We start from the raw sequence: 23,724 nt of genomic DNA, 5'->3' as shown, positions 1-23,724 counted from the left end.
CAGTTATACTAACCAGTTGGTTAGGCTAACCTTCCCTGAGTATTGCTACCCATTTAGGTTAAACGAATCGCACTCACCTGCACTGAATGTATGCTTTGAATACGGGATTGAGGAAAAAGAGCGATCGCCCTCCTACTAACACTTTTTCCACTAAGCCGCGTCGGCCTAAAGATTGTATGGCTTGCCAAAATTCTGATTGGGATAATTCACTATCAGTAGTTTTTCGGGAAATATCTACAGTTTCCTTTTGAGTGGCTAACCAGTATAACGCCTTTTTTTCTGACTCTGATAAACGCTTTAGGTGAGATTCTAAGATGGGTTCTAAGTCACCTAAAAATAAATCATTTACATCGGATAAAAACAGGGAAACGCTACCATCAAATAACTCCAAAATAGTTGCAGCAATGATATTTAGCCAGGAAGGATGACCTTGATAAATGGCGATCAAGTCTGACCATTTTTCCTCATCGACTAATCCTTTTTGTTGGAAAATTTCTGCGGCTTCTTGTCCTAACCCTTTGAGGTGTAAGCTTCGCGTGGACAGGTTTTCGGCTTCTAAATTCGCTATTTCTTTGGGTTTTTCCCAACTGAGGAGGATTAAACAACTCTGATGAGAGGATGTGGCAAGTTGTTTAAAAAATTTGCCATAGTCTTCATAGCCTGCTAAATATTGACCTGCTAATTGACTGCTACTAAAAATATTCTGTACGTCATCAAGAATTACTAGACAGCGAGAAGATCGGAAATAATCGATGATTGTGGGTAATGAGGGTTGTTGCGATCGCCCAAAAAATTGCTTGAGTTCGGTTTGGACGGTTGAAAGTGTGGGTGTGTTGGTGAGGCTTAACCAAATAATATAATCAAATTCGGTTTGAATTTGTTCGATGAGTTTGAGGGCGATCGCACTTTTGCCAATTCCACTTAAGCCGTAGATGGTAATTAAGCGGGTGTGGGCTTGTAAAATCCATTGTTTGAGGGTGGAGAGTTCTGAGGTGCGATCGTAAAAGTAAGGGAATTCGGGTGCGTCTGTTAAATCGATTATTGGGGATTGACTGTTGTTTTGGGGAGAGTCGGGGGGATTGGGCGATCGGTTTTGTAAATCGTTCAAAGGATGTAAACATTCACCACAAATATTAATACTTCCCTCATTAATTTGTACGCAGTAACCAAAATTAGATCCTTGAGAAACCCGATGCTTTTTCTCTAACTTAGAACGAAAATTTAATTTATTAAGGTCTTCTCCTAATTCCTCACGCAACTTTTCCCATAACTTAGCCGCTTCTTTTTTAACGTGAGATTCACTACAATTAAACTCTTTAGCTATTTGAGGATATTTTTGCCTTTGCCAAACACCCGTTAGTATTGCTTCCTGTAGGGGTGTGAGATGTTCTCCAGTTTTGTCAACAATCAAATTATTCACCCATTGTACAACATATTCAACATTCATGGGTCAGCGTTGAGCGATGTTTAGTGTACTATATTCTACCAAATCCTACGTTGTCAACTGAATTATACCAAATTTTACTAAATTAGTTCAGGATGGTTAGAAAAATTGGGTGCTAAATCCGACTGTTTTTAGTTGTCATATTTTATCTAAATATTGTAATCTAACAGAGAGAATCCACCACAATTGCTTTCTCGATACTTTAGGTAAATTAGTTTGAATAGTTAGGGGTTATGTATTATGGACTTTTTATTTGCCATACCAAGTTTTATTTTTCACTTGGTATCAACTTTCTTCTCTTGGATTTTCAGTGTCATTTTGGGAATTGGAGGTATTGCTTTATCACCGTTTAAGCTAGCGTGGGGGTTATTGATGGGGGTTGGTAAGGCACTAATTTCAATAGTATTATTACCAACTTTATTGTTTTCCCACCCAGGAGACATCTCAGCCACGCAACCTGTTGTCGGTACAAGTGCTACAGTTCCTAATACTTACAATCTTGAACAAATCTACGATGATATAAGTCGGCTAGAAGAAGAGGGCAGAAAACTGAAGCCTTTGAGCAATAATTATCAAAGAGAACAGTGCGTTATCCAAATGCAAGAATACCAAAATCAAGCCGCAGAGTTAGTAGAGAAAACAAAGGCTTTGCCAGATCAATTTAATACATTAAAGGCAGCCGCCGGATCTCTGAATTCGTGCCTTTCTTGTCGTACATCTTCTCTTGAACAACACTCCTGCAATGCGGTTAGCATGGGTCTTAGGGACTACCTCAATGATGAGTGAAGAGTAAGGAACAGCAATAAAAACAACTTAAGAGGGTATGTATAAATAAAAGCAATTGTAGAGTGCGTCAGGGAAAATAAATCTCCAATTGGAGAACAGGACTTGCCCTGATGCACTGTTATCCCAAGCTTTAGCTAGCGAGGCCCAGCTTCAATTGCAGAATTGGCTATGTTAACGAGCATTTCCTCTCGCCCATTCTTCATAGTTACTCGGTATAAAACGCCTTGATACTGCCATTCAACTAAGGCCGTGCAATAAGCACCGCAGACATTAGAAAAAACTCCTTGTGTTCGGCCTGCTAATTGAATGGTTTTGAATTCACTCCTAAATCCTCTGATCGGTGGTTGGGCTGGTTCTCCACCTCTTTTTGCTGAAATATCCCCGATATAGCAGGGCGTACCGCTGCAATTAGGTATGGAGCTCATTACAACGCTATAGCCCTGTGTTTCGACTCGGCTTTCCAAGTATATATCTCCTGAGAACGGAAGCTGACTGGGGAGAAAAATTGGGACTCTCGTCTTACCTTCCATGTGCGAAAGAATTTCACTAACTGGAAAAGAAATACTCGATCGCGAATTACCTCCTTCAGAATTAGCAGACTGAGGGCGAAACCCTTGCACAAAATTCGTCCACCGCTGAATTTTATTACCAGTAATATCTAAAATTGGAATAGAACGAGTCCTCGATATTGGCCGCCCAGCCTCCCCCTGAGAATATTCGATCGCAGTACGCTCTGGTTTCCCTAAACCATAAGTATTAGCAATCTCGCTAGCCAACGGACAGTTGATTCTAAATTGCCCCATGTCAATTTTACCATTTCCTGCGAAGTAATACCAAGTCCTACCGCCAGCGTTGGGTATCTCCTGACAGTCCAAATATGTCACCTCAAACATCTTCGCAATATGCACGTCATAGAGGCGCAATTGACCCCCATAAGCAGATTTTGTGGTATTGGTTTCTGACACCGTAAGGGTATAAGTTCCTTCCGCGTGTTGTAACCTCATGGGAACTTGTGTTTGAGCGATCGCCTCTGGTATCCTCTGAATGGGAGTTCCCAAAACCCAACTCAAAGTAATAATAGCAAAGCTGCTTAGGAATAGTTGTTTTACGCCTCTCATTTGTTCCTATAAAACTATTGGATAGTTGTATTATAGAGCCTTAGTTTAACCGAAGCAGGACTTACCTGCGTTGAGGCCAAGAAACCGGGTTTCTGCGATAATTTACGCATCGTCACCCAGATTTAGGAAGAAACCCGGTTTCTGACTACCCACGAGAAAACCCAAAATCCAAGAAACCGGGTTTTTGCGACAATCTCGGAATTCCCACGCCCGATTTTGCAAAAAAAACCGGTTTCTGACTCCACAAAATTATTTTTACATAGCAGTCAAAAAATTAGAGGTTCTCCCAATCACTAATATCAACTTTAGCCTGTCCCAAAATTTTAGCTAAAAAGTTGGCACTGATATCACCTTGATGAGGATTGGGGATGGTAATGCGAAGGTTATCTTTCAACATGAACTGATGCCTTTTTCCCGAATAGGGGCCGTCAAATCCCAGTTGTTTCAGGTAATAAATTAAGTCTCGACGTTTGATTGGTTTTAAAGGGGGCATCAGGCGACTTCTTTAGTAATTGTCAGGTCGATATTATCAAGAACTGGTAAAGGAAGTTTCAGGGTGAGACCAAGTAAAATCCAGTCTTCCAATACCTCTTGCAATTCTTCTCGACAAGCTTCGAGACTTACAGCATTTGCATAGACTCCCTCACAGATAGGAATTTCTCCGTAGAAAGTCCCATCATCAGGGAAAATTTCATACTTAGCTTGCTTCATCGCAGCTTGGATGTATTTAGTTAACATATTAAAGCAATCTCCTTTTGGGATTTTTAGCTGATGACGTTATGATAGAGTGCGATCGCACTTCTTCAACAATCTCGACCAACCTCATGGGATGAAAAGCCGACTTACACCCATATAAGTATTAATATCAATCACAATTTCAACCAGACTAATTGCACAACGCTGCCGATATTCAGAGTCATTCAACAAGCGATCGGCATCGCCAATAGTAATCACGGGGAGTGATGTTGAAGTAATTTCCTCGCGCATCACTTGTTCTAGAGAGTTATCGCCCTTCATACTCCGATTGGCCGTCAATAAAATCATCTGGTTTGATTGAGCCAACCGCCAAACTACCCGATCGTCACTATCGATCGGCAGGCTCATTTCATCAAAGGTGATAAATCGAATGAGAACCCAATCTAGCCAGCCACTACTCACAATGCTACCTGAGAGAAGTACGGCGTGTCCTCTCAAATTATGATCGACTAAAAAATTTATGGCTGAGACTTAAGTTTGGCTTTTGCTGCTTGAAGTTTGGCTCGAATAGCTTCTTCACCAGGTTTTGGTGGTTGGGCGGCAATTCGGGCAATCAGATCGCGATTTTTTTCTTCGTAGTACAGCCGCAGTTCCTCAGCTTCCTTAAGAACCATTTGATACTCAGCTTCCACATCAGCGCGATTTGCCTCAATATAAGTTAAAGCCACGTTAATTTGTTCCTCTGTAAGCTCAAACAATCCCCTGATAAACTTAGGCGGATATTGAGCCGTCACATAGTCCATGATGTCGTAGATGGTGATGCGGGTACCTGCGATCGACAGTCCTCTTTCTGTACGGATGATAGCTGTTTGTTCGTTGGATATGGTTGTCATGCTTATAGCCTCCTAGAAGTTATTTCTATATTACTAGCTGATTACGTGGAATTTTGAGATGAATTAACTCTATTATACTTGGCGACCGCTCTCTGAGGACGATCGCGGGAATTACGCGATCGCTCCTTCCACAAATAAACGTATTAACCAATTAGTGAATTTTACTGCGACATCTGTGTGAGGACGCAAAGCTTGACTTGTAATTGCCTTTCCCAAAGGATAACCAGGTTCATCATGCCAAGCAAGATATGTATGAATCACTGCTTTACTACGATGCACTTCTTTGAATGTGGTTACTTTACTATCCTGTGCCTGTTCAACACATTCTCGTGCAAATGTCAAAGATGCTGGTTCTGCAAGTTCAGCACAAAAGTCTTCTAACATTCCAGAATCTTGATTATTAGGCATCAGCCAAAACCCCAGTTTAGGTTCATCTGAAGAAGGCTCGACTACCGTTCCATCAGCATCAGGTTTGTTCGGTAACGTATAGTTGTAATGTTGTAACTTGCCTTTTATACTTTGCCATCTGCCTTCAAGAGAAGGCTTGTCAGCATCAAGCATAACTCCTATTACTTGAGGAGGATTAGGACGTATAATCAGCGCATTTAGTCGCTTCAAAACCCCGATATCTGAACCGCATTGATAGATACCGAAAGTCTTAGGAACATTATGAGCTTTGCATAAAGCCATCACCACATGGCAATCATTATCTCCTTCAACAAGTAAAACTCTATCTGTATCTTGCTTGCAAACACTATCCTTCTCAGACACCTCGCTTGTATTACTCATCGTACTTCAACATCCATGTCAATAGAATCACTCAGGGTCTCAGATGTATATTCTGTTGCTTTTATCGATTCATTTTTGGCATCCAATCTGAAGAAAGCACCAAGGGTAGGATAGTTATTCCAGGCTTGGTAGAAACCCTTGATACAATCGCGGCTGTGAGTTGTTGCAAAAATTTGAACATTAAGTCTCTCCGATATCTGAAAAACAATATCCCAAACTTTCGGTTGCACGCTCCAGTGCAATCCATTTTCAAATTCATCAATTAATAGAAGTCCGTTTCGAGCATTGACAAGTGCAACAATTATATGAAACAAACGAGTCATACCATCTCCCATGCTCTTGAGAGGTAATGGTTCGTCTATGCCTTTAATTTTTACTAAAGGAACACGGTTGTCACTTGTAGTACCTATACTAACGTCCTCTACAAAAGCGACTCCAGTAACTCGATCGTCAATTAAACGAAGCGCAGAAATAACCTCCGACTCTAAATCTGTCAAGCTCGTTAAATCCCAAAGAGCAGCTAATTTTCGATTAGGCATATTTGCTGTATAAACAATCTGCCACGTGTATTTTAACTCTGATTCCTGCCTTTCATAAAAAATTCTAGAGCTACGTCGAATGTCTCTGATATTTCTATCTAATCTGAAAATTCTTCTAGTTCTTTCGCCTTCTTCTGCTACGAGAAAAACTTCAACATTAGATATATCTTCGTCAAACTCCACATCCGAGATGCGAATTTTCCTGATGGTGCCTTCGTCATCATTTTTATTCTGGTATGCGCCAGCGCCGATCCGGAGTTTTATGTTTGAAGAAACTTCTCCAAGAGAAATCCCATCTCCTCCTATGCTGGGCAATTTATGCCCAAAGAATAGATGCCGCACAGGATTACTGATAAAATTTTGGGAATGTGGCTGAGCTTCGCTAAACCAAGTCTCTTGCCTAGACTCTACAAGCTCAAGCATGACGGTAGCAGAAGCGTTGCTGGCATATAGTTCTACTGCTTCAAGAAATGTACTCTTTCCTGAATTATTCTTGCCAACAATCAGGTTGACACGACCCAGATTTTTAACTTCAAGGTGTTTAAATAGTCTAAAGTTGTGTATCTGAAATGACTCCAGCATACAAGATTCCTATAATTTTTTATAACTAGCTTATATCATATTTGCTTAAAAAGCCAGTTTTTGAAATAACTCGGCAATTGGAAGAGTAAAGCCGGGGACGATTTCTTCCCCATCGAGGGAGTTAACGGACTTGAGCAGGCGATCGGGCTCTTGGGACGATCGATAAACTAACACATACTGTTCTTTAGGATGAATCACCCAGACTAAACGCGCCCCATTCTCGAAATATTCTACGAGTTTGTCGTGAATTTCTGCCACTGTATTGCTAGGAGAAAGGATTTCTACAGCCAGATCGGGCGCACCTTCTAGGAAGCCATCGGGGAGATCATCTAGCCCTTGCAGGCGTTCTTTTGCCATGAAGGAAACATCGGGCGATCGCTTGTTTCCTGATTTCATCTTAAAAGCAGTGCTGGAATCGAAAATTGCGCCTAATTTTCGCGTTGATACGCAGTTAAACAAGGCTGCACTCAAAATAACGGCAACATAACCGTGTTTTGCACCCGAATTTCCCATGTCAATTAGTTCTCCATTCACAATTTCATAGCGGTGTCCATCTCGGTTGAGTGCCATGAATTCGGCATCAGTCCAGATTTTTTTATCTGCTGGTGTTTCAACTTGGTTTTCAGTTAGGTTTGACCTTTGGTTTTGAATTAGAGTAGCCATAGCTTTCTCCTAAACTTATATTTCTCGTTAAATAGAATCCATTTCAGCCTCTTAAAAATCGCCCTTAAAAACTAATGCGGCGGTAGACTTCAGACATCGGAAGTTCTATATTTAAACTGTGCAGGACGATCGCCCGATCGAGCCGATCGCAAACTTGCCATTGCCAGCGATCGCTACTTGGGCGATCGCCATTATAATATTGCTCAATGTAGGGTTCAGCTTGACTAACCAGCAAATATTCACAAAAACTAGCAAGAGAGCGATATTTTCTGAACTTTTCACCTCGATCGTAGCCTTCAGTAGAGGGGGAAAGAACCTCCACAATCAGTAAAGGATTGAGAATTTCATCCGTGCGATCGCCATTGAATTCTGGTTCGCCATTGATGACCATAACATCGGGATAAGTTCCATGATTGAAGCTAGGAATCCAAATTCGTAGATCGCCGTTATAGATTTGAAAATTTGTGTCTCGCACAGCCACGTTAAGAAAAGTCGTAATGTCTACGGTAATACGGCTGTGAGCGGGGGAACCTCCTGACATAGCGATAATCTCTCCGTTACAGTATTCGTGACGTTCTTCGGCTGTTTCCTCGATCGCCCGGTATTCATCTGGAGTAAAGCGAGTCTTTGTCGCATCTGGAAGATTTGGCGGGTTGGTTTGAGTTATAACCACGATCGCACCTCCTAAATAATTAGACCTTAAATAATTATGGCTGACAGCTAGATAATTGTCTCAACCCAGAGGCGATCGCTTTTTGGGCAAATAAATAAATAAATAATATGGGCGATCGCACAATCTCCTGACATCGCCTTCTCAAAGTTGAGATCCTTCGTGGCTCCGCTGCACCGCAGGATTTGACTGTTGGCGCTGTGCAATTTTGATTAACATCCTCAATGCGTCATTCACTGCTGCATCATTAGGAAAAGCTTGGGCAATATCGGGGTCTAAAAGCACCAAGTTTGTCCCTGCACGATATTGCTCAACATACTTGCCTTTAACACCTCCTTTCATCTGAGCAAAGTCATACTCAGCAAGTAATTCGTCTTCCATTTCGTTCTCAATATCCTTCTTCATAAAACCTCTGCTCCTGGCGGGTAGCTTTTCTGGCACTGATGATTCTTACTTTTTCTCCTCGATCGGTGTATGCAACAATTAAAAGTTGTCCCTACCTGGATATACCAATGATAACGTACCTGCTTTCTCCGATGGAATGCTGAGGATCGGGAAAAGTTACAGATAGCGGGTCATTAAATATGGTTGTGGCTTCTTGAAAGGAAACACCATGCTTCTCAACATTTAGTGTCGCTTTGTCTGGATTCCATTCAAATTCCATAAATAACTCTCCATGCCTTTTTCCGATTCTGCTTCACAACCGCTAAATTCTCGCTTTCCTTTTATTTTTAACACTCAATTGCTTAGTAAGCGATGTATAATAATGCAAAGCAAAAAGCAGATTAATTCCAAAAAACACCAAAGTTAAAACAAAGGTAAAAAACGACATAAACGACAGCCGGGAAGTCATCGTAAACATCGCCAAAATGATTGAGCAAAGCCCAAAACCGGAAGCAAAAGAACTTAAAAGTAGCAACCGCACCTTAGACATAGTTTAATTTAAAGATTATCAGTAAAATACACTCTTGGCATCTACAGAGGAGTGCCAAATGATACTTATTACTATATAGCGGAATTGCTCAGTTCCGCCAAGGGCAAAACGACTGCTTTCCTAAAAAGGTTTGAATTATTATACAGAAAAATACAGCCCGCGCTCTTGTAAACTCCTGTTGCTCGACTTAATATCAATCACAGGAATTCCCCAGCCTCTGCGAGCATTCCACCTTTCGCCGTACAGTCACCGCAGCCGCAATCCCGCTGACAGCAAAGTATTCGCTTCCAAAACCGCGCTTTCCCTGGGATTCCAAACATTGCCAAAATCCACCAACGCCGTCACCTGCAAAACTCCTTGGTTGTCGCGGGTTCGCTTGCATCGGATACCGCAACTCGGCTGAATCAAAAATCCCGCTATCGGTCAGCAAAGCATCCTGATGGTAGGCCCGCAATGTGTCTGAGCCCCCTATACCCAATGGTTCGATCGCCAAAAGCTCTGCCCCAGCCAATTTCACATCCGATCGCACCTGCAGCAGCGTCTCAGGAGCCAACAACCGCACGTACTGCAATTGACCCCGCCAAATCAAAAAGCGACTGTCAGGGCTGCTGCTGCTCACCGTAGCGCCAAATGCTGCCACTCCCTGACAGAACTGCCCTCGCGCCGCCAAGACATCTCTCTCCCCTCTGAGTAAAATCCTGAAACAGCCTCAGCACCGCAACCGGATTTCTACCCCGATTATCTGCTTCCGGCGACAGCGGAAAATCCTTTCCCAGCAAAGATGTATCGCTTTCTCGACTGCTGGTACCAATACCGATCGCGATTTCTCTTCTCGGATTTTGCACGATCGGCTCGCGGTAAGTCAACTGCCAACTACTTCAAATCGATCGACTTTTATCGTACCCGGAATCTTAGGAATTCTGCAGGCTGTGCCGGCGCAGGAATAGCAGGCGGCAAAAGCTGTTCGCCTGAAAGCAAGGGCGCTGGCGGCGCGGGTTACGGGAGACGAGGCGGATTTGGCCGCCGCGGGTTGGGAATCGGAAATTCGTGTCTGTTTTCTCCTCGGTTCGGCAATGGAGGGAGAGTTTCTGGGGTCTCACTTTGGGTCATTTGATCGAACTCCGGGATGCTATTTTCTTGCTCTGTAGTGTCTCTATCTAATTCTGAACCCGAGTATAAATCACGAAGCCGATCGCGATCGTCTGCTGTTTCTTGATCTAGTTTGAATTGAGACGGTAAATTATCATGCACAATTGGCGCTTGCACCCCTGAGTCGGTAGCAACCATCGACTCGCCAACACTTAGAGCTGATAGCAGTGCGGGGCAAATAGCGGCCATTGAAAAACCAAGCGCTAATGCCTTGAAAAACTTGATTTTACAAAAGCCTCTAGAAGATTGCACGGGCATGACAGATTAGCCATATTTGATAGTTATTTACACTTACGAGCGGGCGAGGCCGGCGCAATTGCAAGGAATAAAATTACTCTATCACTTTTTAAACAATTAATTCCTTAACTCAATATAAAGACAGTTGACAGCAACTCTAGTGTGTGTAGTTAACAATTACTAAAAACACTCCGACCGAAAGCATCCAGGATACCCGCCACGTGATTCATCCGTCCAGAAATAAAAAACCTGTATCCGATGAAACTTGCCCCCGGAATTTATGCGTGGGGCCAATGCTTCAATTCTTTAATCTAAAATCTAAAATCTAAAATCTAAAATCGATAGACCTCCCAAGCTACCCCTCTTGCAAGGAATAAAATTACTCTATCACTTTTTAAAGAGTTAATTCCTTAAGTCAATATAAAGATAGTTGACAATGACTATGTTTTGTGCATTCAACAATGACAAAAAAAAACTCCGACCTCCCAAGGTAGCCCTGTAGGTCGGCGGAGAATTTTATCAAACCTGCGATCTCAGAAATAGGTAAATTTTGATACAGATTACTACATTTTATTGAGCTGCGATCGCAATTCTTCCAACTCAGCATCAATCACCGGGCTCGACTCCGAGCTACTAGCTGCTGCCGTTTTACCCGCTGCTGGCAATTGACCTTGAGACACAGAGCCCCCGGTAAGTTGAGCTTTCATCTGAGCCAACTCGTCGTCAACATCACCGCCGCTTTCGAGCAAGCGGAACTGTTCCTCTAAATTGCTGCCGCCGGCGGCCAATTCTGCCGAAGCCCCCGCGCGAGCTTCAATCTGCAAAACTTTTTCTTCCATGCGATCGAAAGCCGCCATTGAACTGCCAGTATTCAAGGTGCCAATGGTATTGTTGAGCTGTTCCTGAGCTTTAGCAGCGGATATCCTCGCTTTGAGCATATCCTTCTTAGTCTTAGCTTCGGAAATTTTGCTCTCCAAACCGATCAAGTTGCGCTTGAGACTTTCCACCTGAGCCGATTGCTGATCCAGACTGGCTTTCAGGGTAGCCGCCGTTTCAGCGTGAGACTTTTTGCGAACCAGCGCTTCCCTGGCCAAAGTCTCGTCTCCTTTTTGCAGGGCTAGCTGAGCGCGCTGCTGCCACTGGTTAGACTGAGATTCAGCTTGATTGTACTGAGTCTGGGTGCGCTTTTGAGTGGCGATCGCGCTGGCAACTGCCTGACGCAACTGCACCAAGTCTTCCTGCATATCCGTAACAGACTGTTCTAAAATCTTTTCCGGGTCTTCAGCTTTGTTGACCAGATCGTTAAGATTGGCTTTGACGACTCGGCTAATGCGGTCAAATAATCCCATAATGCTATTTTTCCTGGGTGAGGTGTACGAAGTAGGCGGAAAGCAGGCTTGATAGCCCTAGCCCGCAGTTGTGAAATTTACTTGGTCAGATTTTTAGTGCGATTTAGTTTTTGGCAATTTTTGCAGACAGATAAATCCAGTTTAAAGCGATCGAGTAATGTGATGCAGGCAAGCTTATTCATGCACCTACCTATTGAGTTTAACTTCGATCCGGGAATTCCCCAACAGGCTTCGAGCCATCTCTAGCTAGGCTGTTGAGAAGTTTTTGCTCGTCCCGACTCTTGTTCTGTTGCCTGGGGTTCAGGATGCGGGCGGCTCCCTCGACGGCAATTTGGGTGTATTGTTGCCCGGAAGCATTTGTGCTTTCATCGCCGCCAACTCGGTATCCACATCGTCGGCACCTTCGAGAGAGAGAAACTTCTTTTCTAAATCATTAGTTCCGAGTTCTGCGATTGCTTCGGAGCGAGCTTCTAGCTGCATGACTTTCTCTTCCATCCGTTCAAACGCGCTCAAAGCGCTGCCGGTACTGAGATTGCCCATCATTTCTTGAAGCCTTTCCGACGATGCGGCCGATCGAGCTCGAGCAATGTACATATCTTTTTTAGATTTTGCCTCGGAAATTTTACTTTCGAGCGCCCGCATATTTTCTTTAAGTTTAGTCACAACAGCCGATTGCTGATCCAGACTGGCTTTCATCGCCGTTGCCGTTTCTTGATAAGATTTCTTGCGCGTCAGAGCTTCCCGCGCCAAATTTTCCTCGCCTTTTTGCAAAGCTAGCTGCGCCCGCTGATGCCATTCTGCTGCTGTAGACTCAGCTTGGGAACACTGGCGTTCAGTGCGTTTTTGAGCTGCAATCGCTCCTGCCACAGCTTGTCTGAGCTGCACTAAATCTTCCTGCATATCCATTACAGCCTGTTCCAGAATTTTTTCTGGGTCTTCTGCTGCCCCGACCAAACTGTTAATATTGGCTCGAATCACTCGCCATAGGCGATCGAATAATCCCATTTTGCCAGTCTCCCAATTTTAAACTTTAGAATTAAGACAGAGAAATCACCATTAAAAATTAAAAATGAATACTCATCAATCGTCTTTTTAATTTTTAATTTTGAAATTTTAATTCCCTCTAATTTAGGTCGTCATGATTATTTTTAGGATGGGTAGGGCGCGAGCATTACCCATCAAAACTGAGCAAATGTTGGGTGAAGCGAAACGAGGGTTCGTGCCTCGGCCCAACCTACTCCCCGATCATTAGTTTAATTGTCTTTGCCTAATTTATGGTTGATAGTATTGTGGCTTCACCCCTTTTTCTTGGAGTTCTTTCACCAAACGTTCTGCTGAGGCAGCATCGTTCAAAGCCCCCATTTGGATCTTGACACCCTTTGAGAAGTTCCGCACGTAGGCATCGGGAACTGCGGTTCTGGCTTGCTGCAGCGATTTTTCGTCGGTGTAATCGGTGACAACGTAATAGAAACCGTCGGCGGCCCGTGCAGGCCTTCCTAGCGGGGATGCGGCGGCTGGGGATGCTGTCGCTGGGGATGCTGTCGCCGGGGATGTGGCGGCTGGGGATGCTGTCGCGGGGGATGTGGCTGCAGGCTGGGCTGGGGAGGGTGTTGGAGGCAGTGTCGGCAGTGTCGGCACTGGCTGGGCGGCGCTGGGGCTGGGAGTGGGAAGCAAAGCCGTGCTCAGATTGTTGAGTCCTTGTTCCCTGCCTCTGGCCGGGTTGCCGTCTTCTGTAGGAATCGGCACAGCCCCGCTGGGGCCCGGAGGCGCTGGCGGAGTTGGGGGGATTGATGCTTTTGGTGACGGGGAAGGAATCGGGCTGGCTGTCGGCTTGACATTGCTGAGAGTGCTCAAATCTAGCTCGACAAATTCCTTGGATACCAGATTTGGTGCTTTCGGCAGTTCCTTGGTGCTGGTATCTGAGGTGGCACTAGAGGCGGGACTGTCGCTTGAAGAGGGTGAGGTGCGATCGAGCAAACGGTTCAGGCCTGCCATCTTAACTAAATTTGACGGGTACATGACTGCATAGCCCAAAGCTGTGCATGACAGCAAAAACAGCAGCATCGAACTCAGTCCCAAGGGAGTTAACAAACTGGCGGCTAAACTGCGTTCTACCGTAGGCTCAGCTTTTGACTCGTCCAAACTTTCGATCAGTTTTTCGCTTGATTCGAGATACTTGTTGGGTGCGAAGGCACTGCTAGATAATTTTGTGCCACCCCTGGTAGTTGCTAGCGGGGCATCGCCCTGAGTGCCCGCAAGGGATAGGGGCAGCGATAGCGGCTGCTGGGTTTCCTCCGCAGTCCCTGTCGCCAAATTTTGGGCTAGCTGTTGCTCGGTTGTGGCTGTTTGCTTGCCGGTACGAACTGAGGGCGACACCCACTGTTCGGCGCGCCTCCTGTGCCTTCTGTATGTTGTCAGTTCTGCTTCTAGATTTACATCTAGACTCCCCAGGACTGCTTGCAAAGCAGGCTTGATTGGGGTTGAAGAGGATTGATGATTTGGGGATTCAACCGAAGAACGCTTACTCATTAGCAAAACTCCTACCGCCTCTGAATTAATTTTAATCTTTTGATTGTAGAGATAAACATGAAGGTTGAAAACTTGCCTATTTTATGATTAGCTACTTTTGGCGTCAATGCAACAGGGGCCCGATCGCCGGCCGCTATTTTTCATTTTCATTGGAAAACTTAATTCTTGCTCTTTCCCGGAGGGTGCTTACCGACACTCTCAGCCAATTTTTGTATCCTGAGCTACCGCTTGTTTGTAACCTCTCATACTCGTTGGGCATTTGTACTTTTTCTTGATCCCTAACGGCTTTATAAACTTTTAACCTATGTTTTTACCTATACAATGAGCAACGACCGAGCTAATTGTTTCTATATATAACGAGATTATAAATAAATTATAAAATTTATTTATGCTCCGGGGATCGCTACAACCCTGACAGCATAAAGGTTGGGATGCTCTAAAACCTGCTAGCTCTACAAAGGAGAATTAGAGATGAAAATGATTTCCCTAAGAACTTTTATGCAAACCTCCTTAACTTCACCTTTAACTTCAGCTTGTGGTCACTGCCGTCACTATACCCCTGAAGGCAGACGCGGGGGTGTTTGCGCTTTACTAGGCGGCCCGGTTCAAAGTCAGTGGAAAGCTTGTGCTTTAGCGGTTTCGCCTTTTAGGTCATCTTGGGAAAACATAGAAGAAATTGGACTGTGGCAAGAATCGACTCTGACGCTGCAGGATGCCACCGTCACTCTTTCCGATCGCCATGCCAGCCAGCTTACAGGCACAACCTTAACCGAAAAATCCGCTGCAGCATTCTCGGTCTAGTTAGTCTGCAGCAGGACAGCTCATACCATTTTCGATTGTCAATTTTCGATTGGGGAATCACTGATGACTATCATGGTTTGGATCTGGCAAAGCAGTTTCATTCTTTTTGGGAACTGGTATCCATACTGACACTTTTGGACGATCGCGTGCATTGGGCTTTACTAACCCAGAAAAATCAGCAGCATCTACTTTAATAGGATCGCATAAAAAAACTGATTTCTCTATCCAGCTATGGCAGCCAAGGATATTGACTAAAATCAGGTTGCCGTTTTTCTAAAAAGGCTTGTTTGCCTTCGGCGCCTTCCTGCGTCATATAGTACAGCAAAGTGGCATTTCCCGCCAGTTCTTGCAAACCGGCTTGACCGTCGCAGTCGGCATTAAAAGCGGATTTCAAGCAGCGAATCGCGATCGGACTTTTTTCGAGAATTTCCGCAGCCCACTGAATCCCTTCTATTTCTAGTTGTTCGACGGGCACGACGCAGTTGACTAAACCCATTTCTAGGGCTTGCTGCGCGCTATACTGGCGACACAAAAACCAAATTTCTCGGGCTTTTTTCTGGCCGACAACTCTGGCGAGATAGCTAGCTCCGAAACCACCGTCGAAACTGCCGACTTTGGGGCCGGTCTGTCCGAAAATAGCATTGTCAGCAGCGATCGTCAAGTCGCAAATTAAGTGCAGAACGTGACCCCCTCCAATTGCGTAGCCTGCCACTAAAGCAATTACAACTTTGGGCATAGATCGAATCAACTTCTGCAAGTCGAGCACGTTCAACCGGGGTATGCCACCTTCGTCTACATATCCCGCCGAACCCCGCACGCTTTGGTCGCCGCCGGCGCAAAAAGCGTATTTGCCGTCTGTATGAGGCCCCGCACCGGTGAAAAGGACAACGCCGATTTTTGTGTCTTCGCGGGCATCAGTAAAGGCATCGCACAGTTCCAGTACGGTTTTGGGACGGAAAGCGTTCCGTTTGTGAGGTCGATTGATGGTAATTTTGGCGGTGCCGCCACTTTTGTGATAGAGAATGTCTTCGTAGGTTTTGGCGGTTTGCCATTCAATTTGCATAATCAATCAATTTGAGATTGGAGATTGAGCTGAGTCAATCAAGGCAGCGACAAGTCGCTTTTAGATTTTAGAGGGATTCGGTTCAATGGGATAGAAGGGTCGATCGACTGTTGCCAAAAAAATAAAGCGGGACTTAGGCAGAAACCAGGTTTTTCACCAACATACGCCGTGCAGCGAGCGCTCTGGGTAGGGGTTAAACAACCCGGCTTTTGAGGGTAAGAGGGCCCAAGTACCATGTCAATTGGAAACAGCGTCAAATCCTCGAAATCCTCTGACTACTTTTACTGCCCCAAAATTTATATGCGCGGGATTATTGGCGGAGTAAAATATTCAGCAAGTGCTTTGCTGCTTTGCCAAATACCGGATCGCGGGACTCGAATTCGCTGGGATCGAGTAAAGCTTTAACTTCGGCAAAAGCTTCTGAGTCGAGGGTTCCTTCTTTAGTAAATAAAGTGTCTATGACTGCAATGTGTCTGGAGTCGAGGCCGAGCCGATTTGCGATCGACTGTAAGTACATTTGCTCCCGCATATCGATGTGTCCGTCGGCCGCTGACATTTCGTAGCCGGAACCGATGAGCAACAGTTTTTCAGATTCTGAGAACAAAGCTGTCAGGGTTAGCAATTCTGTGGGGTTGAAGTAAACCTGCTGTTTGGATACTCCTTTGACAAGGCGCTGAATTAGTTCTATCCGATCGCGGTCGCCGCTGGCAAAGGCTTTGAGAGTCTTTTGCAGCCGTTCTTCTTCTTCAACTGCGATCGTCCTGTCAATAATCATCACTCCGCGCAGGATGGAAATCAGAGCAGTCAGAAACACTACCAAAGGAGTGATATCTTGTTCGCGCAGCTTTTGCCGGGTAATGCGGCACAACAGCTCAACAATTTCAGTGGTAATCGTAGTGGTGTCCATAATTAAAGACTCTCGATTAAGCTGTAATGTAACTTTATTTATCGATCTTAAGTTTTTCTGTTACTTAGGTATGACGTGAATTATAAAGCTGAGCCGTTGTCTATTAGTGATACTACTTATTTTATTCACAAACGCTGGATGACTAGGGCTGTGGAACTGGCACAAGCAGCCGGTGATGCTGGTGAAGTACCCGTGGGTGCTGCAATTGTTGACGGTACTGGCAAATTGATTGCCGAAGCGCAAAATCGGCGAGAGCGAGATTGCGATCCGACTGCTCACGCTGAAATCTTGGCTTTGCGGGCGGCCGGCCAAGTTTTGCAAGACTGGCATCTTAACCAATGCACGCTCTATGTAACGCTGGAACCTTGCCCGATGTGCGCTGGTGCGATCGTCCAAGCTCGGATTCGTCTGCTGGTATACGGAGCAGATGACCCGAAAACTGGCACGATTCGGACTGCAGCTAATATTCCCGATAGCGCGCATTCGTGTCACCGCTTAGAGGTGCTCGGCGGTATTATGGAGTCTGTTTGCCGCGATCAGTTGCTTTCTTGGTTTGAAGCGCGCCGGAAAAATTAACCGGTAAAATTTTTTACTTTCTTCGGGGGGAGGTTTAATCGAAATTGACCCTTTAGCTGAAATAATAGATCCGTAATTGCCTGCTCCAGCTTTCGAGGCGGCCGACTGCTCTGCATTAGTGCTGTCCGGTTGGCTGAGGTTTTACCTGTGACAGATTATCTCTTGCGGGTGCGATCGCTCGATCGGCACAAGGCCAATAGCAAAAGTGTCCCGACCCAAAAACTAAAGATTTGTCCCATCACTTACTTTAGACTTTAGCTCTCGAGAAAGCAGCTTAATTGCTATGCCCCACACCGCCACGATCGCCGTTGAGTCCAGTAAATCCTCTCTAGTGAAGCCCATGCCTGCCAAGGTAGCATCTAATACCTCTCGCGTTTCTCCTTGGTTAACCTCCTTGCTCTATCCGCTAGGTCACTATGTTGTCCTACCGTTTCATTTTGGCAAGATTGAGATAACCGGACAGGAGCACTTGCCGAAAGACGGGCCTGTCATCTTAGCCCCTACGCACCGTTCCCGGTGGGATGCCCTGATGATGCCTTATTCAACTGGACAGAAGGTGACTGGACGCGATTTGCGGTTTATGGTAACTGCTGATGAAGTGAAAGGACTGCAAGGTTGGTTCATCAGAAATTTGGGGGGGTTTGCTGTGGATCTCAAGCATCCGGCAATTGGCAGTCTCCGTTACGGCGTGGAACTACTCCTCGACAAAGAAATGTTGGTGATTTTTCCCGAAGGCGGCATTTTTCAGGATGGCGAAGTTCACCCGATTAAGCCTGGATTGGCGCGTTTGGCAATGCAAGCAGAGTTGAGCAAACCGGGTTTGGGAGTGAAAATTGTACCGATGAGTATCCGCTATCGCCCGCGCATTCCTCAATGGGGTGCTCAGGTAAAAATTGCGATCGGTTCTCCGATTTGCGTGGCGGATTATGCCAATGGTGGCGGTGGTAAAAAAGAAGCACGATTGTTGAGTGCCCAGCTCGAAATGGATCTTAAAAAGCTTGATGAAAGTTGAGAAGAAGGAAGTTCGGCAACGGATTCTGTAACGGATGTAACGGATGTCAGGAAGTTCGGCAACGGATTCTGTAACGGATGTAACGGATGTCAGGAAGTTCGGCAACGGATTCTATAACGGATGTAACGGATGTCAGGAAGAAGGAAGTTCGGCAACGGATTTTGTAACGGATGTAACGGATGTCAGGAAGAAGGAAGAAGGAAGAAGGAAGAAGGAAGAAGGAAGAAAGAAAAAGAAATTATGATATAATTTTTTCTGGTGCTGGAGAGAGATGCAGCACCTATTTGGCTGCTTTGTTATGTCTGTATTAAGTGTGAGCATTAATGGGTTGTGCTTTGAACTTTAAGCCTGGTCAAATTGTCAGTTTAGAATGTGGAGATGCGTGCCTGCATTCCGAGGTAATCCAAGTGGTTGAGGCACGTCAAGTTTGTTGGGTGCGCCCTTTGATGTTAGTTGTATCGGCGTCGGGGAAGGATTTATCGGCAGAATACACTTTATCCGATTTGCGAGATGGGGCTGATTTGCTGTGGCCGCTGAGCTTGTTTCGGGAGGCTTTTGATACTGAGGTAATTTCACTGTTGACTGAGTTGCATTCTCTGGACTCGGAGAAAAAGGATGGTGCGATCGCATCTCGGCAACTTAGAGATTTTGTCGATCGAGTTTGGGAAGCTTTTCCCAGTGCTTTTCATTAAGCAGATGTCTGGCGTTTTGTCTATTAGTCCGCCAGGGGTTGAAAACCCCTGTCTAATAGCTAAAGCCCTCTTGGATAGAAGTAATACTCTCTTGATTCTTCAGTCCGCGTAGGCGGACTTCGTTTGTCTAGAAGCGATTTCAATCGCCCAATTTTATTTTCGCTTTTCGCGGACTATTATACTAAAATACAGCGTGTGAAAGCTCTTCCGGGTTGAGATTATTGTGAATAACTTGACCGTCGCGGAACCAGACAACGCGGCGAGTTTGACGCGCCACTTCCGGTTCGTGCGTTACCATCACAACAGTCATGCCGCTTTCATTGAATTCGGTAAAAATATCCATTACTTCTTGAGTAGTTTTTGTATCCAATGCACCTGTAGGTTCGTCAGCCAGCAACAACACGGGACGGTTGACAATAGCCCTGGCGATGGCTACGCGCTGCTGCTGTCCTCCTGATAGTTGATTCGGTCTGTTTTGCAGCCGACTTTCCAAACCTACTTTTGTTAAAGCATCTACTCCCCGTTCGCGTCTTTCTGCTGCGGGAATGCCGGCATATACCATCGGTAACATGACATTTTCTAAGGCTGTCAATTGAGGCAACAGGTGAAATTGTTGGAAGACAAAACCTAATTTTAAATTGCGAATTCCGGCTAATTCTGATTCGGGCATTTGGGCGACATCTACGCCGTCTAAGTAGTAACTGCCGCTCGTAGGTCGATCGAGACAGCCGATAATATTCATAGCTGTAGATTTGCCCGATCCCGATGCGCCCATAATCGAGCAATATTCTCCTTGTCTTACGGTCAAGCTGACGCCGTTTAAGGCGCGAACTTCCAGGTCGCCAATCCCGTAAACTTTTGTTACCTCTTCCAGACCGACAACAACGGGCTTTGAGAGGACTTGCGGGTCGAGGTCTTGGTATGTATCGGTTTGTAGTTCAGGCATTTTTTTTCTGTGCGATCGACACAACTAACTACTAAGTTAACACTTCCCATCGGTTTTGGCGATCGGGGTGACGGCTGTTTCGATGCTAATGAACAGAAAATCTATATTCAAATCAAAGTGAATACTTTGACACCAACTGGGAGGTAAAGTCGGAGTGGAAACAAAAATCGGCGTTGCTGAATGGGGTATAAAATTTGTAGGGGAAATCCCCCCGTGATTGCCCCACCGCTGACGGTGTAAGGACTTAGAATTATCCCTACAGGCAAAATCCTACATAAATTCAGCAGAGCCAAAAAATCTATACTATTTATGCAGTGACCGAAAGCATCCAGGATACAAGTCCCCGGATTCATGCGTCCAGAAATAAAAAACCTGTATCCGATAAAGGAACCCCCGAATTTATCCGTGGGGTCAATGCTAAAATCGAAAATCGAAAATCGAAAATCGAAAATCGATTGACTCTCTCTGTAGGGTGCTTATGGCAACTACTGTCAAAATACGATCGCCCTGCTTTACGTCATCCTACCCCTTGGCGATGACCAATAAACCCAGTTTATTGGTCATCTACTGTTATACAAGGAATATTTAAAGATCGCCATCAACAACTTTTCAAGGGTTTCAGGGCCTTCTTCACCAAGTTGACAGGGCTTGGGTGAAATAGACACCCAAATAGGCTAAACTTGTGTCCGATCGCCAAACAGACTACAAACCAATGACTACTTCTGCGGATACAAACCAGACCGAGATTTCCAATACAGTCTCATCGAGTCCACAAATGTTATCTTTCCTGAAAATTGTTGAGTATTTATCCCTAGCGACTTTTGTGGGTGCGTGCCTCCTTACCAGAGTTTTTCCCGACAATCAACTTATCGTTATTTTGGGATCTGTTTTTCTCTCTAGTTTTATTTTTCTATTCCTGGCCAATAGGCAATTGGCTCAAAACTCTAGGAATAATGCTAATCAGTTAGAAATCCGAAGAAAAGCGGAACTATATAATTACCTCTTAAACCCGAATAATGTTTCGGATAACAATTCGATTACCCCTGTGAGAGAAAAGGCTTTACGATATTGCCAGGAGTTGATTGACGACTATAAAAACACCCGAGAGACTTCGAGAAATATTTACTATACTTTCCAGTTGGCAACCGTGATTTTCTCGGGAGTCACACCAATTTTAGTATTGGTAGACAAATTGGAACCAGGTCAATCTTTGCTCAAGTGGCTGCCCGTAATTTGTCCCGCTGTCGCCTCGATAGTCGCCAGTATAGTTACCTCCTTTCCTTTTCAGGAGAATTGGATTTCTGCTAACACGGCTGTGGAATTGTTAGAAGCGGAACAGGAGAAATTTGTATTAGGAGTGACTCCAGCTTATCGTTGCTATGATGTAGCCGACGCAGCCCAACATCAACAAATGACAAAAATGGCAATAGAAAACTTTATCAATCAGGTGAATGAGATTCATCTCAAGCAAATCCAAAAACCCGATGATACAGCGTCAAAGGATCAGAATACAGACCCAGCTCAATCTACCGAGTCAAAGTAGCGGCCGAGTTAACGAATCTGACAATACCAGTAAGCAGGTAGGGTTGAGTGAGGCCCCCTGCTATTATACGGCTAAACTTTTCATCACAGATGGTATTTTGGGGCTATCCTATAACCAAATATCGGCTAGTCCCCCGTTTTTTTACCCCTCAATTAGCTCTATATGTAGCGATCGGAAGTGTTCACAGGCAAAATTTTTGAGCTATCATTAAGAAAATTTAAGCGTAAACTTGGTAAGTTGGAGATTTTAGGTAAACACAATTATGACATACGATTACGACTTGTTTGTGATAGGTGCGGGTTCCGGCGGATTGGCGAGTTCCAAGCGAGCAGCATCCTACGGCGCAAAAGTGGCGATCGCCGAAAATGACTTAGTAGGCGGAACCTGCGTAATTCGCGGCTGTGTTCCCAAAAAACTCATGGTGTACGCTTCAACATTTTCGCACCTTTATGAAGATGCGGTGGGCTACGGTTGGAGTCCAGTCGAAAGCAGCTTTGATTGGGAAAAACTCGTCACCACGGTAGACGCAGAAGTGCGGCGGCTGAGCAAACTGCACATCAGCTTTCTTGAAAAAGCCGGAGTCGAATTAATCTCAGGATACGCCAAATTTATTGACCCCCATACCGTCGAAGTTGGTGACAGAAAATATACCGCTGCCAAAATCTTAATTGCAGTCGGCGGAGAAGCGCAAAGAGTCCCAATTGTCGGCATAGAACACGCGATTACCTCTCGCGAAATCTTCCTACTAAAAGAGCAGCCAAAACGGTTGGCAATTTGGGGAGGAGGCTACATCGGCGTCGAATTTGCTTGCATTATGAACGGGTTGGGAAGCCAAGTAACTCAAATCATCCGCCGTGACTTAATTTTGAACGAATTTGACACAGAAATTCGTACCAACGTGCAAGAAGGAATGATTAAGCACGGAATAAACATTTTGACAGAAAGCTCGATCAACCACATTGAGAAAACCCCAGAAGGCTTAAAATTAACTCTGTCGGGAACATCCGAAGGAACGCTAATAGTAGATGCGCTGTTGTGCGCTACCGGGCGCAAACCCAACTTGGAAAAATTGGCTTTAGAAAATGCGGGAGTAGAAACAGATAAATGTGCGATCGCAGTTACCAAAGACAGCCGCACCAGTCAGCCACACATTTTTGCTGTGGGAGATTGCACCAACCGCATCAATTTAACGCCAATTGCGATCGCCGAAGGACGGGCTTTTGCAGATACTGAATTTGGCAACAATCCGAGAGCAATTACTCACGAAAATGTCCCGTCAGCGGTATTTTCCCAGCCGGAAGCGGCTACAGTCGGCTTAACAGAAAGCCAAGCCAGAGCTAAATTTGGCGAGTCAATTAAGTGCTACACAGCCAAGTTTCGGCCTATGTTTCATGCTTTGACAGGTGCAGATGAGAAAACTTTTGTCAAGTTAATCGTTGAAACTAATACTGACAGAGTTTTGGGCGTGCACATGGTGGGGAAAGACGCGGGCGAAATTATTCAAGGAATGGCGATCGCTGTTAATATGGGAGCTACCAAGAAAGACTTTGACGCGACTATTGGCATTCACCCCTCGACTGCTGAAGAGTTTGTTACTTTGCGGTAAAGCGGGCGCAGCCGCCAGGGGTTTAAACCCCTGGCTAATAGCTAAAGTCGGTTAAAACTGACATCTTGCACCATTGTCAAGAACGGGCAAGATGCCCGTTCCACAAAGAGTAGATTTTCTTGTGGAACAGGCATCTTGCCTGTTCCTAAAAGGCTAATTGAGAATGGTGCAAGATGTCAGTTTTAACCGACTGAATATCA

At 45.0% G+C, this 23,724-nt stretch carries 30 protein-coding genes and 1 pseudogene; 10 read left to right on the top strand and 21 right to left on the bottom strand.

Going from position 1 to position 23,724, the window contains the following annotated elements:
- Positions 1-73: 73 nt before the first annotated feature.
- The gene (locus QT992_RS13905; protein ID WP_333338588.1) at positions 74-1,447 is read right to left on the bottom strand and encodes an ATP-binding protein; all 1,374 of its coding nucleotides are present in this window, start codon (positions 1,445-1,447) and stop codon (positions 74-76) included.
- A gap of 237 nt (positions 1,448-1,684) precedes the next feature.
- Between QT992_RS13905 and QT992_RS13900 the strand changes: the two genes are divergently transcribed.
- Positions 1,685-2,230: a hypothetical protein gene (locus QT992_RS13900; RefSeq protein ID WP_333315403.1), complete on the top strand. Its 546-nt coding sequence runs from the start codon at positions 1,685-1,687 to the stop codon at positions 2,228-2,230.
- A 134-nt stretch (positions 2,231-2,364) separates the two neighbouring features.
- Here the strand turns inward: QT992_RS13900 and QT992_RS13895 are convergent, their stop codons facing one another.
- From QT992_RS13895 to QT992_RS13825, 15 genes and pseudogenes are all read right to left on the bottom strand, one after another.
- On the bottom strand, positions 2,365-3,348 hold the full coding sequence (locus QT992_RS13895; RefSeq protein WP_333315405.1) for a hypothetical protein: 984 nt from the start codon (positions 3,346-3,348) through the stop codon (positions 2,365-2,367).
- A gap of 274 nt (positions 3,349-3,622) precedes the next feature.
- Positions 3,623-3,841, bottom strand: coding sequence for a type II toxin-antitoxin system HicA family toxin (locus QT992_RS13890; RefSeq protein ID WP_333139277.1), 219 nt, complete (start codon positions 3,839-3,841; stop codon positions 3,623-3,625).
- Positions 3,841-4,086, bottom strand: a complete 246-nt coding sequence (locus QT992_RS13885) for a type II toxin-antitoxin system HicB family antitoxin (RefSeq protein WP_333139279.1) — start codon at positions 4,084-4,086, stop codon at positions 3,841-3,843. Before QT992_RS13885 ends, QT992_RS13890 begins: the two co-directional genes overlap by 1 nt.
- Before the next feature lie 84 nt (positions 4,087-4,170).
- On the bottom strand, positions 4,171-4,506 hold the full coding sequence (locus QT992_RS13880; RefSeq protein WP_445251106.1) for an ACP S-malonyltransferase: 336 nt from the start codon (positions 4,504-4,506) through the stop codon (positions 4,171-4,173).
- Positions 4,507-4,562: 56 nt separating this feature from the next.
- The gene (locus QT992_RS13875) at positions 4,563-4,937 is read right to left on the bottom strand and encodes a DUF433 domain-containing protein (protein WP_333315408.1); all 375 of its coding nucleotides are present in this window, start codon (positions 4,935-4,937) and stop codon (positions 4,563-4,565) included.
- A 111-nt stretch (positions 4,938-5,048) separates the two neighbouring features.
- Positions 5,049-5,726 (bottom strand): DUF3226 domain-containing protein, encoded by a 678-nt coding sequence (locus tag QT992_RS13870; RefSeq protein WP_333315409.1) that lies wholly within the window; start codon positions 5,724-5,726, stop codon positions 5,049-5,051.
- Entirely contained in the window at positions 5,723-6,847 is a 1,125-nt protein-coding gene (locus QT992_RS13865; RefSeq protein ID WP_333331482.1) for an AAA family ATPase, read from the bottom strand. The genes QT992_RS13870 and QT992_RS13865 overlap by 4 nt, the downstream gene beginning before the upstream one ends.
- A 45-nt stretch (positions 6,848-6,892) precedes the next feature.
- The gene (locus tag QT992_RS13860; RefSeq protein ID WP_333315412.1) at positions 6,893-7,510 is read right to left on the bottom strand and encodes a Uma2 family endonuclease; all 618 of its coding nucleotides are present in this window, start codon (positions 7,508-7,510) and stop codon (positions 6,893-6,895) included.
- A 64-nt stretch (positions 7,511-7,574) separates the two neighbouring features.
- Positions 7,575-8,183 (bottom strand): Uma2 family endonuclease, encoded by a 609-nt coding sequence (locus QT992_RS13855; protein WP_333338583.1) that lies wholly within the window; start codon positions 8,181-8,183, stop codon positions 7,575-7,577.
- A 141-nt stretch (positions 8,184-8,324) separates the two neighbouring features.
- Entirely contained in the window at positions 8,325-8,585 is a 261-nt protein-coding gene (locus QT992_RS13850) for a hypothetical protein (RefSeq protein WP_333139289.1), read from the bottom strand.
- A pseudogene (locus tag QT992_RS13845) lies at positions 8,569-8,844 on the bottom strand (BrnT family toxin). The gene QT992_RS13850 and the pseudogene QT992_RS13845 overlap by 17 nt, the downstream one beginning before the upstream one ends.
- A 463-nt stretch (positions 8,845-9,307) precedes the next feature.
- Positions 9,308-9,754 (bottom strand): ShlB/FhaC/HecB family hemolysin secretion/activation protein, encoded by a 447-nt coding sequence (locus QT992_RS13840; RefSeq protein WP_333315416.1) that lies wholly within the window; start codon positions 9,752-9,754, stop codon positions 9,308-9,310.
- The gene (locus QT992_RS13835; RefSeq protein ID WP_333315418.1) at positions 9,714-9,980 is read right to left on the bottom strand and encodes a hypothetical protein; all 267 of its coding nucleotides are present in this window, start codon (positions 9,978-9,980) and stop codon (positions 9,714-9,716) included. The genes QT992_RS13840 and QT992_RS13835 overlap by 41 nt, the downstream gene beginning before the upstream one ends.
- A gap of 130 nt (positions 9,981-10,110) precedes the next feature.
- Positions 10,111-10,452, bottom strand: a complete 342-nt coding sequence (locus QT992_RS13830) for a hypothetical protein (protein ID WP_333315420.1) — start codon at positions 10,450-10,452, stop codon at positions 10,111-10,113.
- Positions 10,453-11,063: 611 nt separating this feature from the next.
- Positions 11,064-11,849 carry a PspA/IM30 family protein gene (locus QT992_RS13825; protein WP_006635936.1) on the bottom strand — a complete coding sequence of 262 codons (786 nt, stop codon included), beginning with the start codon at positions 11,847-11,849 and terminating at the stop codon, positions 11,064-11,066.
- Positions 11,850-11,945: 96 nt separating this feature from the next.
- On the opposite strand from QT992_RS13825, the gene QT992_RS13820 reads away from it, so the two are divergent.
- Entirely contained in the window at positions 11,946-12,095 is a 150-nt protein-coding gene (locus QT992_RS13820) for a hypothetical protein (protein WP_333377126.1), read from the top strand.
- 54 nt (positions 12,096-12,149) lie between these two features.
- On the opposite strand, the gene QT992_RS13815 is transcribed toward QT992_RS13820, so the two are convergent.
- Both QT992_RS13815 and QT992_RS13810 read right to left on the bottom strand, forming a co-directional pair.
- Positions 12,150-12,854 (bottom strand): PspA/IM30 family protein, encoded by a 705-nt coding sequence (locus tag QT992_RS13815; protein WP_333315423.1) that lies wholly within the window; start codon positions 12,852-12,854, stop codon positions 12,150-12,152.
- A gap of 267 nt (positions 12,855-13,121) precedes the next feature.
- Positions 13,122-14,378 carry a hypothetical protein gene (locus tag QT992_RS13810; RefSeq protein WP_333377124.1) on the bottom strand — a complete coding sequence of 419 codons (1,257 nt, stop codon included), beginning with the start codon at positions 14,376-14,378 and terminating at the stop codon, positions 13,122-13,124.
- 498 nt (positions 14,379-14,876) lie between these two features.
- On the opposite strand from QT992_RS13810, the gene QT992_RS13805 reads away from it, so the two are divergent.
- Positions 14,877-15,179, top strand: coding sequence for a hypothetical protein (locus QT992_RS13805; RefSeq protein WP_333315426.1), 303 nt, complete (start codon positions 14,877-14,879; stop codon positions 15,177-15,179).
- Positions 15,180-15,408: 229 nt separating this feature from the next.
- Here QT992_RS13805 and menB read toward each other — a convergent pair whose 3' ends face one another.
- Complete coding sequence (gene menB / locus QT992_RS13800; RefSeq protein ID WP_015176244.1) at positions 15,409-16,242, bottom strand: 1,4-dihydroxy-2-naphthoyl-CoA synthase; 834 nt, start codon at positions 16,240-16,242, stop codon at positions 15,409-15,411.
- A 310-nt stretch (positions 16,243-16,552) separates the two neighbouring features.
- Positions 16,553-17,149: a TerB family tellurite resistance protein gene (locus QT992_RS13795; protein WP_333315427.1), complete on the bottom strand. Its 597-nt coding sequence runs from the start codon at positions 17,147-17,149 to the stop codon at positions 16,553-16,555.
- A gap of 75 nt (positions 17,150-17,224) precedes the next feature.
- On the opposite strand from QT992_RS13795, the gene tadA reads away from it, so the two are divergent.
- The 4 genes from tadA (at position 17,225) to QT992_RS13775 (ending at position 19,429) form a co-directional block, all read left to right on the top strand.
- Entirely contained in the window at positions 17,225-17,725 is a 501-nt protein-coding gene (gene tadA / locus QT992_RS13790) for a tRNA adenosine(34) deaminase TadA (protein ID WP_333315429.1), read from the top strand.
- A gap of 283 nt (positions 17,726-18,008) precedes the next feature.
- Entirely contained in the window at positions 18,009-18,737 is a 729-nt protein-coding gene (locus QT992_RS13785) for a lysophospholipid acyltransferase family protein (RefSeq protein ID WP_333377121.1), read from the top strand.
- A gap of 43 nt (positions 18,738-18,780) precedes the next feature.
- The gene (locus tag QT992_RS13780; protein ID WP_333315433.1) at positions 18,781-18,981 is read left to right on the top strand and encodes a hypothetical protein; all 201 of its coding nucleotides are present in this window, start codon (positions 18,781-18,783) and stop codon (positions 18,979-18,981) included.
- A 91-nt stretch (positions 18,982-19,072) separates the two neighbouring features.
- On the top strand, positions 19,073-19,429 hold the full coding sequence (locus tag QT992_RS13775) for a hypothetical protein (protein ID WP_333315434.1): 357 nt from the start codon (positions 19,073-19,075) through the stop codon (positions 19,427-19,429).
- Between the two features lie 181 nt (positions 19,430-19,610).
- On the opposite strand, the gene QT992_RS13770 is transcribed toward QT992_RS13775, so the two are convergent.
- Positions 19,611-20,375, bottom strand: coding sequence for an ABC transporter ATP-binding protein (locus QT992_RS13770; protein WP_333139323.1), 765 nt, complete (start codon positions 20,373-20,375; stop codon positions 19,611-19,613).
- A 9-nt stretch (positions 20,376-20,384) separates the two neighbouring features.
- Here QT992_RS13770 and QT992_RS13765 point away from each other — a divergent pair, with 9 nt between their 5' ends.
- The 3 genes from QT992_RS13765 (at position 20,385) to gor (ending at position 23,524) form a co-directional block, all read left to right on the top strand.
- Complete coding sequence (locus QT992_RS13765; RefSeq protein ID WP_333139325.1) at positions 20,385-20,522, top strand: hypothetical protein; 138 nt, start codon at positions 20,385-20,387, stop codon at positions 20,520-20,522.
- Positions 20,523-21,306: 784 nt separating this feature from the next.
- Positions 21,307-21,918 carry a DUF4231 domain-containing protein gene (locus tag QT992_RS13760; RefSeq protein WP_333107914.1) on the top strand — a complete coding sequence of 204 codons (612 nt, stop codon included), beginning with the start codon at positions 21,307-21,309 and terminating at the stop codon, positions 21,916-21,918.
- A gap of 262 nt (positions 21,919-22,180) precedes the next feature.
- Positions 22,181-23,524 (top strand): glutathione-disulfide reductase, encoded by a 1,344-nt coding sequence (gor, locus tag QT992_RS13755; protein ID WP_333338561.1) that lies wholly within the window; start codon positions 22,181-22,183, stop codon positions 23,522-23,524.
- Positions 23,525-23,724 lie beyond the last annotated feature (200 nt).

It is taken from the genome of Microcoleus sp. T3_D1 (genome assembly GCF_036700405.1).
GTDB lineage: Bacteria > Cyanobacteriota > Cyanobacteriia > Cyanobacteriales > Microcoleaceae > Microcoleus.
Note: the sequence above shows the minus strand (reverse complement) of the source record. Positions and strands in the feature narration are given on the sequence as shown.

Coding starts and splice junctions, on each gene's coding strand:
- QT992_RS13905 (WP_333338588.1), bottom strand. CDS start 1,447: ATGAATGTTGAATATGTTGTACAATGGGTGAATAATTTGATTGTTGAC.
- QT992_RS13900 (WP_333315403.1), top strand. CDS start 1,685: ATGGACTTTTTATTTGCCATACCAAGTTTTATTTTTCACTTGGTATCA.
- QT992_RS13895 (WP_333315405.1), bottom strand. CDS start 3,348: ATGAGAGGCGTAAAACAACTATTCCTAAGCAGCTTTGCTATTATTACT.
- QT992_RS13890 (WP_333139277.1), bottom strand. CDS start 3,841: ATGCCCCCTTTAAAACCAATCAAACGTCGAGACTTAATTTATTACCTG.
- QT992_RS13885 (WP_333139279.1), bottom strand. CDS start 4,086: ATGTTAACTAAATACATCCAAGCTGCGATGAAGCAAGCTAAGTATGAA.
- QT992_RS13875 (WP_333315408.1), bottom strand. CDS start 4,937: ATGACAACCATATCCAACGAACAAACAGCTATCATCCGTACAGAAAGA.
- QT992_RS13870 (WP_333315409.1), bottom strand. CDS start 5,726: ATGAGTAATACAAGCGAGGTGTCTGAGAAGGATAGTGTTTGCAAGCAA.
- QT992_RS13865 (WP_333331482.1), bottom strand. CDS start 6,847: ATGCTGGAGTCATTTCAGATACACAACTTTAGACTATTTAAACACCTT.
- QT992_RS13860 (WP_333315412.1), bottom strand. CDS start 7,510: ATGGCTACTCTAATTCAAAACCAAAGGTCAAACCTAACTGAAAACCAA.
- QT992_RS13850 (WP_333139289.1), bottom strand. CDS start 8,585: ATGAAGAAGGATATTGAGAACGAAATGGAAGACGAATTACTTGCTGAG.
- QT992_RS13830 (WP_333315420.1), bottom strand. CDS start 10,452: ATGGCCGCTATTTGCCCCGCACTGCTATCAGCTCTAAGTGTTGGCGAG.
- QT992_RS13825 (WP_006635936.1), bottom strand. CDS start 11,849: ATGGGATTATTTGACCGCATTAGCCGAGTCGTCAAAGCCAATCTTAAC.
- QT992_RS13815 (WP_333315423.1), bottom strand. CDS start 12,854: ATGGGATTATTCGATCGCCTATGGCGAGTGATTCGAGCCAATATTAAC.
- QT992_RS13810 (WP_333377124.1), bottom strand. CDS start 14,378: ATGAGTAAGCGTTCTTCGGTTGAATCCCCAAATCATCAATCCTCTTCA.
- QT992_RS13805 (WP_333315426.1), top strand. CDS start 14,877: ATGCAAACCTCCTTAACTTCACCTTTAACTTCAGCTTGTGGTCACTGC.
- menB (WP_015176244.1), bottom strand. CDS start 16,242: ATGCAAATTGAATGGCAAACCGCCAAAACCTACGAAGACATTCTCTAT.
- QT992_RS13795 (WP_333315427.1), bottom strand. CDS start 17,149: ATGGACACCACTACGATTACCACTGAAATTGTTGAGCTGTTGTGCCGC.
- QT992_RS13785 (WP_333377121.1), top strand. CDS start 18,009: ATGCCCCACACCGCCACGATCGCCGTTGAGTCCAGTAAATCCTCTCTA.
- QT992_RS13780 (WP_333315433.1), top strand. CDS start 18,781: ATGTCAGGAAGTTCGGCAACGGATTCTGTAACGGATGTAACGGATGTC.
- QT992_RS13770 (WP_333139323.1), bottom strand. CDS start 20,375: ATGCCTGAACTACAAACCGATACATACCAAGACCTCGACCCGCAAGTC.
- gor (WP_333338561.1), top strand. CDS start 22,181: ATGACATACGATTACGACTTGTTTGTGATAGGTGCGGGTTCCGGCGGA.